This window comes from Labrys sp. 22185 (assembly GCF_052045555.1).
Classification (GTDB): domain Bacteria; phylum Pseudomonadota; class Alphaproteobacteria; order Rhizobiales; family Labraceae; genus Labrys; species Labrys neptuniae.
This window is the reverse complement of sequence record NZ_JBQEPH010000012.1, coordinates 1-12,915: the sequence shown is the minus strand read 5'-3', so window position 1 is coordinate 12,915 and position 12,915 is coordinate 1. Positions and strand designations below refer to the sequence as shown.

Annotated in this window: 12 protein-coding genes; 8 read left to right on the top strand and 4 right to left on the bottom strand. The window is 66.1% G+C overall.

The genetic code is table 11. The annotated features are described in order from the left end of the window. The first annotated feature begins 8 nt into the window (after positions 1 to 8). From ACTJKX_RS21905 to ACTJKX_RS21895, 3 genes are read left to right on the top strand one after another with little or no spacing between them, the layout of a single operon-like run. Complete coding sequence (locus tag ACTJKX_RS21905) at positions 9 to 974, top strand: branched-chain amino acid ABC transporter permease (RefSeq protein WP_440726499.1); 966 nt, start codon at positions 9 to 11, stop codon at positions 972 to 974. Further along, entirely contained in the window at positions 964 to 1,707 is a 744-nt protein-coding gene (locus ACTJKX_RS21900) for an ABC transporter ATP-binding protein (RefSeq protein WP_394312749.1), read from the top strand. The genes ACTJKX_RS21905 and ACTJKX_RS21900 overlap by 11 nt, the downstream gene beginning before the upstream one ends. A gap of 1 nt (position 1,708) precedes the next feature. Then, complete coding sequence (locus tag ACTJKX_RS21895) at positions 1,709 to 2,485, top strand: branched-chain amino acid ABC transporter ATP-binding protein (RefSeq protein WP_367624534.1); 777 nt, start codon at positions 1,709 to 1,711, stop codon at positions 2,483 to 2,485. Positions 2,486 to 2,517: 32 nt separating this feature from the next. On the opposite strand, the gene ACTJKX_RS21890 is transcribed toward ACTJKX_RS21895, so the two are convergent. The 4 genes from ACTJKX_RS21890 to ACTJKX_RS21875 form a co-directional block, all read right to left on the bottom strand. After that, positions 2,518 to 3,930, bottom strand: coding sequence for an amidase (locus ACTJKX_RS21890; RefSeq protein ID WP_394312747.1), 1,413 nt, complete (start codon positions 3,928 to 3,930; stop codon positions 2,518 to 2,520). A gap of 138 nt (positions 3,931 to 4,068) precedes the next feature. Beyond that, a complete protein-coding gene (locus ACTJKX_RS21885) occupies positions 4,069 to 5,037 on the bottom strand; it encodes a quinone oxidoreductase family protein (protein WP_394312745.1) in 969 nt (322 codons plus the stop codon). Between the two features lie 48 nt (positions 5,038 to 5,085). After that, positions 5,086 to 5,652: a TetR/AcrR family transcriptional regulator gene (locus ACTJKX_RS21880; protein ID WP_311943616.1), complete on the bottom strand. Its 567-nt coding sequence runs from the start codon at positions 5,650 to 5,652 to the stop codon at positions 5,086 to 5,088. 124 nt (positions 5,653 to 5,776) lie between these two features. Beyond that, positions 5,777 to 7,549 (bottom strand): cytochrome c biogenesis protein DipZ, encoded by a 1,773-nt coding sequence (locus ACTJKX_RS21875; RefSeq protein WP_440726603.1) that lies wholly within the window; start codon positions 7,547 to 7,549, stop codon positions 5,777 to 5,779. Positions 7,550 to 7,968: 419 nt separating this feature from the next. Here ACTJKX_RS21875 and ACTJKX_RS21870 point away from each other — a divergent pair, with 419 nt between their 5' ends. The 5 genes from ACTJKX_RS21870 (at position 7,969) to ACTJKX_RS21850 (ending at position 12,915) form a co-directional block, all read left to right on the top strand. Further along, complete coding sequence (locus ACTJKX_RS21870; protein ID WP_068287811.1) at positions 7,969 to 8,709, top strand: response regulator; 741 nt, start codon at positions 7,969 to 7,971, stop codon at positions 8,707 to 8,709. Next, positions 8,706 to 10,025: a sensor histidine kinase gene (locus ACTJKX_RS21865; protein WP_394312743.1), complete on the top strand. Its 1,320-nt coding sequence runs from the start codon at positions 8,706 to 8,708 to the stop codon at positions 10,023 to 10,025. Before ACTJKX_RS21870 ends, ACTJKX_RS21865 begins: the two co-directional genes overlap by 4 nt. 189 nt (positions 10,026 to 10,214) lie before the next feature. Next, positions 10,215 to 10,631, top strand: a complete 417-nt coding sequence (locus tag ACTJKX_RS21860) for an organic hydroperoxide resistance protein (RefSeq protein WP_394312742.1) — start codon at positions 10,215 to 10,217, stop codon at positions 10,629 to 10,631. Between the two features lie 417 nt (positions 10,632 to 11,048). Further along, on the top strand, positions 11,049 to 12,116 hold the full coding sequence (locus tag ACTJKX_RS21855) for a Dyp-type peroxidase (protein ID WP_440726498.1): 1,068 nt from the start codon (positions 11,049 to 11,051) through the stop codon (positions 12,114 to 12,116). Then, the gene (locus tag ACTJKX_RS21850; RefSeq protein WP_440726497.1) at positions 12,109 to 12,915 is read left to right on the top strand and encodes a family 1 encapsulin nanocompartment shell protein; all 807 of its coding nucleotides are present in this window, start codon (positions 12,109 to 12,111) and stop codon (positions 12,913 to 12,915) included. The genes ACTJKX_RS21855 and ACTJKX_RS21850 overlap by 8 nt, the downstream gene beginning before the upstream one ends.

The following is a 12,915-nucleotide window of genomic DNA, read 5'->3' as shown; positions in this document are numbered from 1 at the left end:
GGGAGACCATGGCGCGATTCTCCCTGTCCCAGGTCGTCCAGGCCATCCTGCTGATCGCGGCGCTGCTCGCGCCACTGGGCGCCGGAACCTATTGGATCCATGTCGGCGCCATCGCCTGGTACTACGCCTTGCTGGCGGCGAGCTGGGCCATGCTTGCCGGTTTCGCCGGGCAGTTCTCCTTCGCCCATGTCGCCTTCGCCGCCCTTGGCGGCTATGCCTCGGCGCTCGGCACCAGCCTGCTCGGCTTGCCGCTCGCCCTTTCCATGCTGCTGGCAATCATCCTCGCCGCGATCGCCGGCGCGCTGATCGGCGCCCTGGTGTTGCGGTTGTCCGGTCCCTATCTCGCATTGTTCACGCTCGCCCTCGCGGAGATCTTCCGCATGGTGCTGGTGGCCGAGGAGGGCATCACCCGCGGCATGCTCGGCCTGCCGGTGCCGACCCTGTTCGCGGGCCGGTCGGACCTGCCCTATTACTATCTCGGCCTCGGCCTCGTCGTTGCGGCCATGCTGGCGATGAACGGCTTGTTGGCGACGCGTGTCGGGTTGTTCCTGCGCGCCATTCGTGAGGATGAGGGCGCGGCGCGGGCCAGCGGCATCGACACGACGCGCTACAAGATCCTGGTCTTCGTCGTCACCAGCATGATCGCCGCAGTGGCCGGCATCTATTACGGGCATTTCATCGGCATTCTGACGCCGAACATCGCCATCCTGCCCGAGATGGGACTGGTGATCGCCATGGCGGTGATCGGCGGCATCGAGAGCCTGCCCGGCGCGGTCATCGGTGCCGTCGTGGTCTTCGTGCTGTCGGAATTCCTCAGGGCTTATGGCGAATGGCGCTTCGTCCTGATGGGCCTGGTGCTGATCCTGGTTCAGCGCTTTGCCCAGAACGGCCTTTTTCCGCTGATCGAACGCTGGAGCCGTGTGGACCGGACCAGGCAGGCAGGCCAACCAGCCGGGAAACGCCATGCCGAGTGAGAGCGCAGCCTTCTTTTCCGTCAACGGTCTCGCCAAGCATTTCGGCGGCATTCATGCCGTCGAGGACCTGTCCTTTACCCTGCAGCGCGGCGAGATCCTCGGCCTGATCGGCCCCAATGGTTCGGGCAAGACCACCACCATCAACATGGTCACGGGGGCGCTGAAGCCCGATGGCGGCAGCATTGAGGTCGAGGGCGCCGACATGGCGGGCCAGCCGGCCCATCTCTATGCCCGCCGCGGCATCGCGCGCACCTTCCAGGTGCCGCGGCTGTTCCGGCGCATGACGGTGATGGAGAACCTGATCGTTCCCGCGCTGTCGGACGCCTCGGAACGTCGTCGAGCCGCCGAGGAGCGGGCTCGCGGCGTGCTCGCCTTCCTCAGGCTCGAGCACCTTGCCGATCATTATGCGCGCGCGCTCTCCGGCGGCCAGCAGAAGCTGCTGGAACTCGGCCGTGCGCTGATGCTGCGGCCGCGCCTGCTCCTGCTCGACGAACCCTTTGCCGGCGTGCATCCGCGCCTGCTCGACGAGATCGTCGGGCATATCCGCAGCCTGAACCGGGATGGCCACACCATCGTGCTGGTCGACCACAATCTCGATGCGGTGCGCTCGGTCGTCACCCGCGTGCTGGTGATGGCGCGGGGCCGCAAGATCGCCGATGGCGCCGTGTCGGAGGTGCTCCGCAATGCCGACGTGGTACGCGCCTATACCGGCACGCGCATGGGAGGGCCTTGAGATGAGTCCGGCCCCGGCCCCCGCCGAGCCCCGCTGGAGCGACCGGCCGGGCTTGCTGGCCTGCGAAGATCTCGTCGCCGGCTATACCGGCGACATCGACATTCTGCGCGGCCTGTCCGTGAAGGCCTGGCCCGGCCGCATCTCCTGCGTGGTCGGGCCGAACGGTACCGGCAAGTCGACCCTCCTGAAATCCCTGTTCGGATTCCTGCGCCCCAGTGCCGGCCGCGTGCTGCTGGGCACGGATGACATTACCGGCAGCCCGCCGTTCCGGATGCTCGGCCTCGGCGTCGCCTATCTGCCGCAGCGGCCGAGCCTGTTTCCCCATCTGTCGGTGGAGGCCAATCTCAAGCTCGGCCTGTGGCATGCGAGGCCGAAGAAGCCGGTGCTGGCCGAGCGTCTCGATAGCGCCTATCAGCGCTTTCCCGTCATCCGGGAGAAACGCAGCCAGCCGGCAGGCCAGCTTTCCGGCGGCCAGCAGAGGCAGGTCGAGATCGCCCGCAGCCTGATGGCCGACCCCTCCGTCTACCTGATCGACGAGCCGACCGCGGGGGTGGACCCGCAGACCAGCGAGACCATTTACGACATCGTGCAGGGGTTGGCGCGCGATCTGTCGAAGGCGGTGCTGCTGGTCGACCAGGACATCCGCGCCGCACTGGCCATCACCGATTACGTCTATGTGGTGAAGAACGGCACCGTCTTCTCGGAAGGCGAACGCGACGATTTCGGCACGGACACCGATGCGCTGGTGGCGCGCTGGCTTTATGCGAGCGGGGAATAGGAACCCGCGCTACGTCGCCGGAACGGCATGGCTCAGGGCGTCTCATAGGCGGGCGGCGGCTCGAACAGCCCGCCGCGGCGGATTTCCAGGGCGCGGCCGATGCGCAGGGCCAGGGCTTCCTCGAAGCGTGGTACCGCGATCTGCAGGGCGGTCGGCAGGCCGGTCCCGACGAGGCCGGTGGGGACGCTGAGCGCGGCCATGTCCATCAGGTTGACGAAGCGCGTGAAGGTGCCGAGCGGCGTCTTCGTCTCATCGATCTCGGCGAGCGGTGGCGGCAGGATCGGAGCCGTGGGCGTCAGCAGCGCATCCGCGCCCTCCAGATAAGCGGCGAACTCGATCTGCGCGGCACGCCGCTGCTCCAGGAGGTGCTGGTAGCGGGCACCGTCGATCTCCCTGCCCTTGAGGATGCGCGACCGTACGTCCGGATGCACCGGGCTATCGTCAGGCCCGGCATAGCGGCCGAGATGGTGCCAGGATTCGGCCGACATCAATTCGCCGGTCAGCGCCATATAGGCTTCCGGCGCGCGCGGCATCGCCTTTTCCCGGATGTCTGCGCCGAGCGCCTCGAGGTCGGCGAGCGCTGCGCGGAACCGCTCGAGCACGTGGGGATCGACCCCGGCAAGGTCGCGTGGGGCAGGGATGGTGAGGCGGAGGCCGGCAAGGTCATGCTCCGGCGCGCTCGACAGCGCGACCGGCGGCACGCCGAATGTCGCCGGATCGAGCGGATCCCGTCCGGCCATGGCGGCGAAGAGGAGGGCGGCATCCTCGACCGAACGCGTGAGAGGACCGACGCTGTCGAACGAGGTGGCAAGGGTCAGCAGGCCCCCGCGTCCGATCCGGCCGACGGTGGTCTTCAGGCCGACGATGCCGCACATCGCGGCCGGATTGCGGATGGAGCCGCCTGTGTCGGTGCCGAGCGCTGCCGGGACCAGGCCGGCGGCAACCGCTACGCCCGATCCGCTGGAGGAGCCGCCGGGTGCCCGGGGCACATCCGGGTCCCGCGGATTGAGCGGCGTGCCGGTGATATGGTTGGTGCCCCAACCGCCGAAAGCGAATTCGACGGTCTGGGCCTTGCCGACGAGCACCATGCCGGCTTCGGTCAGGCGCGCTACGGCATTGGCCGTCACGGCCTGGGGCTCGGAACCGAGCGCCCTGGAACCGGCCCTTGTCGGCCAGCCCTTGACGTGGAACAGGTCCTTGGCGGCATAGGGCACGCCGTCGAGAAAGCCCCGGCTCTCGCCGCGGCATCGGCGCCGGTCGGAGGCGATGGCCGCCTGGAGCGCTTCCTCCGCAAAGACGCCGACAAAGGCATGAAGGGCGCCGTCATGGGCGGCGATGCGCTCCAGGGCACGGCCCGTGATGGCTTCGGAGGTGGTGCGTCCCTCCGCCAGCAGGCGGCCGAGCTCAGCGGCTGTTGCGAATGCGGAAATATCGTCTGCGCCCACGCCGGTCTCCCTCATCGGATTCGGCCAAGCAAAGCATGGCGGGGCCCGACAAGGGAAGACCAAGATGGGAATGCCCATCGGGCCAGCACCGTCAGGGCCGGTCCGATCCGGGCTTCGGCGAGAGGGAGGCCCCGACCGTCACGGAACGAGCAGCAGCTTGCCGGTGGTCTTGCGGCTTTCCATGTCCGCATGGGCCTTGGCCGCGTCGGCCAATCGATATTCGCCGCCGATCCGAACCTCGAGCATGCCCTCCGCCAGCCAGTCGAACAATTGGGCCGAGCGCCCGCGCAGCAGTTCGGGCGTGTGGATGTGATCGAAAAAGGTTGCGTAGCCGATCTTGATGCTCCGCGGCAGGCTCATGATATCGAGCGGGCCGGGGCCGCCAAGGACCGGGCCATACCAGCAGAACGTGCCGGACCGGCGCAAGATGTCGAGCGAGCCCTGGAACGTGGTAGGGCCCGAACCATCATAGACGACGTGGACGCCTTCCCCGTCGGTCAGGCGCAGGACATCCTCGGCAAATCGCCCCTCGGTGTCGACGATCACATGGTCGGCGCCGGCTGCCTTGGCCATGGCCACCTTGTCCGGTGTCGAAACCCGCCCGATGACCTGGCCGCCCCGCAGCTTGATGATCTGCGTCAGCAGCAGCCCTACGCCACCGGCTGCCGCATGGACGAAGGCGATGTCGCCGGGCTGAACCGGATAGAAATCGGTAGCGAAGTGACTGGCCGTGAGCCCCTGCATCATGATCGAAGCGGCAGTCCGGTCGTCGATCGCGTCGGGCACGGGCACCAGCGCGGTGGCCGGCATTGCGATCCGTTCCGCATAGCTGCCTGGCGCATAGACCCAGGCGACGCGCTGGCCCGGCTCGAAGTCCGCGACGCCATCGCCTCGTGCCAGGACGCGGCCGGCACCTTCCACGCCGAGGATCTTGGGATTGGGCATTTCGGTCCAGGCCATGCCCTGCCTGACGCCGATATCCATGAAGTTGACGCCGGCAAAGGCGATCTCGACCAGGACCTCGCCGGGGCCAGGCGCCGGTTCGGCGCTCTCGACATGGCTCAGCCTGTCGCTTCCGCCGATTCCATTCATCACGATGGCTTTCATTGATTAACTCCAATATTGAACGTTCGTTCCTGAATTATGCAAAAAAACCTAGCGCAGGGCCCTCAAGGCCATGTCGGCCAGGCTGGTTAGCATCCGGCGGTCGGCGCCGCTACGCCCGGCAATGCGGATGCCGGCGATGCTGGCCATCAGAAATTCGGCCATCCTTTCCGGATCGAGATCGGCGGCGACGTCGCCTTCGCGCTGCGCGTCCCGGACCCGGCCGGCAAGGACGCCGCCCAGGCTTCTGGCCAATGACGCATTGATCTCTGCGAGATCGGCACGAGACGCACCGAACTCGCAGACCGAACCGGTGCCGAGGCAAGGCTGATTGGCCGTGTCGGCCACCCGGCGCAGCATCGCCTTGATGCCGTCCATGCCGCGCGCACCGCTTCGCAAGGCCTCGAAATGGGCGGAGCATTCGCCCAACCCATAGCGGCGCACTGCGGCGCAATAGAGCTGCCACTTGTCGCCGAAGGCGGCATAGAGGCTTTGCCGGCCGATACCCATGGCATCGACGAGCATCTGGGCCGAACTGCCTTCGAAGCCATGTTCCCTGAACACGCCGATCGCGGCATCGAGCGCGGCGTCGGTGTCGAATTCCCGTAATCTTGCCATGTTGATCATCTAGATATTAGGGAACGAATGTTCAAGAAAAAATTTTGCAAGGGCACGCTGCTTTCGCCCGTTGTATCGAAGCTATTCCATATCGAGACATGGAACTGTGTGCTCCAGAAAGCCGTCATCCGAAGGTAAAGGCATAGGCTTCGACGCCGGGGTCGAGAAAGCGGACCTCGAAAGTCCGGGCCGCCACCCCGCCGGACTGGCGCATGAGCTGGTAGAGCCGCGTTTCGGTGGCCAGGCCGTTTCCTTGCGCATCGATATCGGCCCCATGGTCGGGACCGGGAGCCTTGCCGTCGACGCTGACCTGGAAGCGCACGGGCTTGCCGGCAGCGCCGGGACCGAGCACGAGATGCAGGTCACGGGCGCTGAAGCGATAGGTGATGCCGCCGCCTGCCTTGTCGAGAACCGCCCGTTCGGCGCCGATGGTCCAGGTACCTGACAGGCCCCATTGGTTGAGCCCGGGATCAGCGACGGAATAGTCGCGGGCCGCGTCGGGCGACACCCGTTCCGCCGAGGCGAAATTGTCGGCGCGGCCATAGCCGAGATAGGTTTCCTGCGAACCGAGATTGCTTAGATCGGGACTGGCCTCGGCGCCCTTCGCCGTGGGTGCGACCGCTTCTTTCGCCAGCTTGTCGCTGCCGGCTTCGCGCAGCAGATCCTGGATCGCCTGCTCGGTCTGGCGGTAATTGCCCTCGCCGAAATGGTGGTAGCGGATCTGGCCACGCGCATCGATCAGATAGAAGGCCGGCCAATAGCTGTTCCCGAAGGCGCGCCAGATGCGATAGTCGTTGTCGACGGCCACCGGATAGGCGATGCCGAAATCCTTGACCGCCTGCCTGACATTGTCGAGCTTCTTCTCGAAGGCGAATTCGGGCGCGTGCACGCCAACGACCACCAGTCCCTCGTCCTTGTATCTCTCAGCCCAGGCGCGGACATAGGGCGTGGTACGGATGCAGTTGATGCAGGAATAGGTCCAGAAATCGACGAGCACCACCTTGCCGCGCAATTGCTCCGTGTCGAGGGCCGGCGAGTTCAGCCAGGCGACGGCGCCGTCGAGCGACGGGGCCTTGCTCTCGATGGGAAGCGTGCTGCGGAAGGGCGTCTGCGCCTTGGCGCTCGCGATCAGCATGCCGCTGCCGGCGAGACCGGATGCCATGGCGGTCCGCGGATCCACATGCAGCCTGTCGAGGATGGCCTGCTCGATGCTCACGGTACCGGCATAGGAGAGGCGCGCCAGCAGGCCGGTGTCGAGGCCGAGGGCGATCACGCCGACGCCGGCCAGGACCGCGATGCCCAGGCCCTGCCGAATGCGCGCGCTGATGCCGAGCGAACGCTTCATGCCGGCAAGCAGCCTGCCGCCGACCAGGAGGGCACCGGCCAGCGAGGTGGCGGCGCCGCCGGCATAGGCAAGCAGCAGCAGCGTCGTCTCGGCATTGGCCCCCTGAATCGCTGCGCCCGTCAGCACCAGGCCGAGGATCGGGCCGGCACAGGGCGCCCAGAGCAGGCCCGTTGCCACGCCGAGAACGAGCGAACGGGCGGCCGTTGACCTGCCTGAGGTCGTGGACGCGCTGTGCAGGCGATTGCCGAAGTCGACGATCGGCAAGGTGATCGCACTGGCGAGGCGTGGCGAGAGCAGGCTCAGGCCGAATATGATCAGAAGCACGATGGCGGCGAGGCGCCCGAACTCGTTGGCCTGGATGGCCCAGCTCCCGCCGACGGCCGCCAAAGTCGCTACCAGCGCGAAGGTGCAGGCCATGCCGGTGAGCATGGGCAGCGTCCCGCGCAGGAAGGGTTGCCCGGTCCGGGCAAACACGAAAGGAAGGATGGGGAGGATGCAGGGGCTGAGAATGGTCAGAACGCCCCCGAGATAGGCAATGGCAAGCAGGGCCATCATCGTCTCCTGTGCAATCGGATTGCCGTGCCCAGTCGTGTAGGGCGCCGGCAGGAAGGCCCCGATCTGGCAGGGACGAGGTATCTCGGATGTGTCGATGGCGGCAGCTTCTTGTACCCGATTGTAGAAGGAGGCCTGCCTTGCCACACAACGACACAAAGGCCTTGGAGGCCGCGGTCACGGTCGCCTCGATGTCCCGATTGTATCGCAACGTATCCGCAGCTGCTGATCCTACATGCGTATGCAATCACCCCGGGCAGGGGACATATCGGGGATACATCGCGATGTCTCTTCTGTCTGGTGCGAAAGGGGAGAGGACAGGGCAGGGTATTTCTGCGTTTCGTGCGAGCTTTCTCGCCAACGAAGAAGTAATGGTGCAGCGATGTAATCTTACCGCACGAAAAACGGAAAGTTCAGGCATGGAACATGTCGACCACATCTTGATCGTCGATGACGACAGCGAAATCCGCGATCTGGTGTCGAGCTATCTCAAGAAGAACGGCCTGCGTGCGTCGGTCGCAGCCGACGGGCGCCAGATGCGCAGCTTCCTCGATGCCAATACGGTCGACCTGATCGTGCTCGACGTGATGATGCCGGGTCAGGATGGCCTCGTGCTCTGCCGCGAATTGCGCGCCGGAAAGCATAAGGCGACACCGATCCTGATGTTGACGGCCCGCAGCGACGAGATGGACCGCATCATCGGTCTGGAAATGGGCGCCGACGACTATCTGCCCAAGCCCTTCGCCGCCCGCGAACTCCTGGCGCGCATCAATGCCGTCCTGCGACGAACCCGGATGCTGCCGCCCAACCTGCAGATCAGCGAGGCCGGCCAGCTCCTGACTTTCGGCGAATGGCGGCTCGACACCGTCGGCCGCCACCTGCTTGACAGCCAGGGGACCGAGGTGGCGCTGAGCGGGGCCGAATACCGGCTGCTGCGCGTCTTCATCGACCACCCCCAGCGTGTCCTCAACCGTGACCAGCTCCTGAACCTCACCCAGGGCCGCGATGCCGACCTGTTCGACCGCTCCATCGACCTTCTGGTCAGCCGCCTGCGCCAGCGGCTGGGCGATGACGCGCGCGAGCCGACCTACATCAAGACGGTTCGCAGCGAAGGCTATGTTCTCTCCGTTCCCGTCGAGATCTCGGAGCCCAGGTCATGATGGTCGATGGCGCGTTCCGCCCGCTGTGGTGGCCCAAGAGCCTTCGCGCCCGACTGTTCCTGATCCTGCTGGCGGGTCTGGCGATCGCCTATGGCCTGTCCTTCGGCATCCTCTATGCCGAACGCTATATGTCGGCGAAGGCGTTGATGCTGCGCACGCTGGAAAACGATGTCGCGACCTCGATCGCCGTGCTCGATCGGACGCCGGCGAGCGAAAGGCCGGAGTTGCTGGATTGGCTGAGCCGCGGCAACTACAATCTCACTCTGGGCCCGGGGCTTGCCGGCGTGCCCAATACTTCCAGCCATGGCCAGGAGATTGCCGCGAAACTGGAGAGCGCAGCCGGGTCCCGTTTCCCGCTGCGCATCGAAGCCATACCGGGCGAGGGCAACCGCCTGCAGGCCCATCTGACCTTGAGCGATGGCAGCCCGCTGACCATCGAGATCACGCCGCGCGGTGTCATGCCGATCGCGGACTGGCTGCCCTATGTCCTGGTCCTGCAGATGGCGCTTTTGCTGCTGTGCACCTGGTTTGCCGTCAGGCAGGCTATCCGCCCGCTCGGCGACCTGGCGGCCGCCGCCGATGCCCTCGACCCCACCAGGAAGAGCGCTCCGCTCAGCGAGGCCGGACCAAGCGAGGTTGCCCATGCGGCCCGGGCCTTCAATGCGATGCGCGAACGCATCGCCCATTATCTGGAGGAGCGCGTTCAGATTCTCGCCGCGATCTCGCATGACCTGCAAACGCCGATCACCCGCATGCGGCTCAGGGCCGACATGGCCGACGATTCACCGGAGAAGGACAAGCTGGTGCGGGACCTGCGCGAAATCGAACGCCTGGTCCAGGACGGCATCGCCTATGCGCGCAGCTCGCATAGCAGCGGCGAGAAGGCGGCACGCATCGATCTCGCCTCCTTCATCGACAGCATCGCCTATGATTATCAGGACACCGGCAAGGCGGTGACCGTCGTCGGCTATGTCGATGGAGTCGCTTCCACCAAGCCGCATGCGCTGCGGCGCATTCTCTCGAATTTCATCGACAATGCGTTGAAATTTGCCGGTGCCGCCGAGGTCGGCGTGGAACGCAGCGCCGACGGCAAGACCATCATCACGGTGCTGGATCGCGGCCCCGGCATCCCCGAAGACATGCTGAAGGCGGCCATGCAGCCCTTCTTCCGGCTGGAACAGTCGCGCAATCGCGAGACCGGCGGCACAGGCCTTGGCCTTGCCATCGCCCAGCAGCTGGCAGGGACCCTCGGCGGCGGCGTCCGACTCTACAATCGCGATGGCGGAGGGCTGGCGGCGGAAGTCGTCATCCGGTGAAGGCCTGGGTGTCTTCCAAGGCTTTCAGGCATTGCGGTATGCCAGCATGTCGATCTCGTCCGAAGCTACGATCTGTTACATTTCCGGCTTTTTCGGAAACATGCCGGACAAACGCTCCTTCCAAAACACGCCGGTCTTTCCGATGCCGCAGAGGGCGGTATCGACAACCCCACTGGACAGGAGTGTATCATGACCAAGATCGACAAGGTTCTCTATACCGGCCGGACCCACACCACTGGCGGTCGTGACGGGGCCGCGCGCAGTGACGATGCCCGGCTCGACATCAAGCTGTCGCCCCCCGGCAGCAGCCAGCCCGGCACCAATCCCGAGCAGTTGTTTGCAGCGGGCTGGTCTGCCTGCTTCATCGGCGCCATGGGTCTTGCCGCGGGCAAGCGCAAGCTGAAGCTCCCGACCGATGCGGCCGTGAATGCGGAAGTCGATCTCGGCACCACCGACGGTGCTTATTTCCTGCAGGCGCGCCTGAAGGTCAGCCTGCCGGGCCTCGATCATGAGCTTGCACAGGCCATTGTCGAGGAAGCCCACCAGACCTGCCCCTATTCGAAGGCGACGCGCGGCAACATCAATGTCGAGCTTTCCCTCGCTTGAGGGCAGAGCCCTTCGTCCCGCCCGCCTTTTCCATCTCCAACCGACAGGGCGCGGCGTTGCCGCGCCCGACGAGGTTTCCAATGAAACGGATCACGATTTGCATTCTGGGCCTGGCGATCCTGGCAGCTTCCTGCGTCTATGAGCCTGCCTCCAGCGAACCATCGCCCCTTGCAGGGTTGCTGGCCTTTTCAGGAGTGCCGGCCCCCGGCCTGCCGCGATGACCGGCAGGTGACGCGAGGGGTCGGCCGGTCACGCATTGGCGTCCTTGCAAGACCGAGTTTGGCAAGGATCGGAGCGCTCGTCTTTCGCACAATCCGTCAAATCATAAAACGCTCCGGATGCTTGTGCACAAGGCTCGGGATATGGTGAGTTGTCACCGTTGAGTCTTTGATCGCCTGCTCGCGCGATGGCCGCCGTATGGAGTCGAGTTTGCCCTCTATCGTTTCGCAGCCTGTCGTAGCCTCCCTGACGGGCAGTGCGATATTTCTGGTGGTGACGGTCCAGCCTGGCGCGGAGGCGGAGGCGGCGATCCGGGCGTTGTGCGCGGATCTGTCGGGTCTGTTGCGGGCTGTGGGGTTCCGGGACCTGGAGGGGCGGCTGTCCTGCGTGATGGGCCTGGGCTCTCAGATGTGGGACCGTCTGTTCGGGGCGCCCCGGCCGAAGGAACTGCACCCTTTCCGCGAGATCCGTGGCGTGCATCATGCGGTGTCGACGCCGGGGGACATCCTGTTTCACATCCGCGCCCGGCGCATGGACCTTTGCTTCGAACTGGCGGCGCAGATCATGGCGCGGATCGGGGAGGCGGCGGCCAATGTGGACGAGGTGCACGGCTTCAAATATTTCGACGACCGCGACCTGATCGGCTTTGTCGACGGCACCGAGAACCCGGTCGAGCAGGCAGCGGTGGATGCCACCCTGATCGGCGGGGAGGATGCGGCCTTTGCCGGCGGCAGCTATGTGATCGTGCAGAAATACCTGCATGACCTGGCGGGCTGGAACCGGCTGCCGGTGGAGATGCAGGAGCGGATCATCGGGCGTGCCAAGCTGTCGGACATCGAGCAGGAGGATGCGCTCAAGGCGCCCTATGCCCACAATGTCCTGACCTCGATCGAGGAGAATGGCGAGGCGCTGGAGATCCTGCGCGACAACATGCCGTTCGGGGATGCGGGCAAGGGCGAGTTCGGCACCTATTTCATCGGCTATGCGCGTTCGCCCCGCCGGATCGAGCAGATGCTGGAGAACATGTTCGTCGGGCACCCGCCTGGCAATTACGACCGGCTGCTGGATTTCAGCCGGGCGGTGACGGGTTCGCTGTTCTTCGTGCCCTCGGCGACGTTCCTGGACGATGTGGCGGCCGGCGCACCGGCAGCGGGCGAGGCGGCCCCGCCGGAGCCCGAGGCGGCGGCAAGTCCCGGCTTACGCCCGTCCGGCGGCGATGGTTCGCTCGGCATTGGATCGCTCAAGAGGAAGGCAGACCATGAATAATCTCCATCGGGAGCTGGCACCGATCTCAGAGGCAGCGTGGGGGCAGATCGAGGACGAGGCGGCGCGCACCCTCAAGCGTCATCTGGCGGCGCGGCGTGTGGTCGACCTGGAAGGCCCGCAGGGCCTGGCGGCCTCGGCGGTGGGAACCGGGCATGTGCGCCCGCTTGCCGGGCCTGGCGAGGGCATCGAGGCGGTGCAGCGGGAGGTGCAGGCGCTGGTCGAGCTGCGCGTGGGCTTCGAGCTAGCCCGCTCGGCGATCGACGATGTGGAGCGGGGGGCGCTCGACTCGGACTGGTCGCCGCTGAAGGAGGCGGCGCGCAAGCTGGCCTTTGCCGAGGATCGGGCGGTGTTCGACGGTTTTGCCGCGGCCGGGATCGGGGGCATCCGCCCGGGTCTCAGCAACCCGGCGCTGACGCTTCCGGCCCAGGTGAAGGCCTATCCGGACGTGGTGGCGCAGGCGGTGAGCCAGTTGCGGCTGGCGGGTGTGGAAGGTCCCTATGCGCTGGTGCTGGGGGGCGATGCCTATACGGCGGCGGCCGGCGGCAGCGATGACGGCTATCCGGTGTTCCACCATGTCGAGCGCCTGGTGGACGGGCCGGTGATCTGGGCCCCTGCGATCGAGGGCGGGCTGGTGCTGACGACACGGGGCGGGGATTTCGAACTCACCGTGGGCCAGGACATCTCCATCGGCTATGCCAGCCATTCGCCCGCCGCGGTGCAGCTCTACTTCCAGGAAAGCCTGACCTTCCGCCTGCTCACGGCCGAAGCCGCCGTCGCCCTCCTGCACGCCAAAAAATAG

Coding starts and splice junctions, on each gene's coding strand:
- ACTJKX_RS21860 (WP_394312742.1), top strand. CDS start 10,215: ATGACCAAGATCGACAAGGTTCTCTATACCGGCCGGACCCACACCACT.
- ACTJKX_RS21875 (WP_440726603.1), bottom strand. CDS start 7,549: ATGGCCCTGCTTGCCATTGCCTATCTCGGGGGCGTTCTGACCATTCTC.
- ACTJKX_RS21865 (WP_394312743.1), top strand. CDS start 8,706: ATGATGGTCGATGGCGCGTTCCGCCCGCTGTGGTGGCCCAAGAGCCTT.
- ACTJKX_RS21905 (WP_440726499.1), top strand. CDS start 9: ATGGCGCGATTCTCCCTGTCCCAGGTCGTCCAGGCCATCCTGCTGATC.
- ACTJKX_RS21895 (WP_367624534.1), top strand. CDS start 1,709: ATGAGTCCGGCCCCGGCCCCCGCCGAGCCCCGCTGGAGCGACCGGCCG.
- ACTJKX_RS21850 (WP_440726497.1), top strand. CDS start 12,109: ATGAATAATCTCCATCGGGAGCTGGCACCGATCTCAGAGGCAGCGTGG.
- ACTJKX_RS21870 (WP_068287811.1), top strand. CDS start 7,969: ATGGAACATGTCGACCACATCTTGATCGTCGATGACGACAGCGAAATC.
- ACTJKX_RS21855 (WP_440726498.1), top strand. CDS start 11,049: ATGGAGTCGAGTTTGCCCTCTATCGTTTCGCAGCCTGTCGTAGCCTCC.
- ACTJKX_RS21885 (WP_394312745.1), bottom strand. CDS start 5,037: ATGAAAGCCATCGTGATGAATGGAATCGGCGGAAGCGACAGGCTGAGC.
- ACTJKX_RS21880 (WP_311943616.1), bottom strand. CDS start 5,652: ATGGCAAGATTACGGGAATTCGACACCGACGCCGCGCTCGATGCCGCG.
- ACTJKX_RS21900 (WP_394312749.1), top strand. CDS start 964: ATGCCGAGTGAGAGCGCAGCCTTCTTTTCCGTCAACGGTCTCGCCAAG.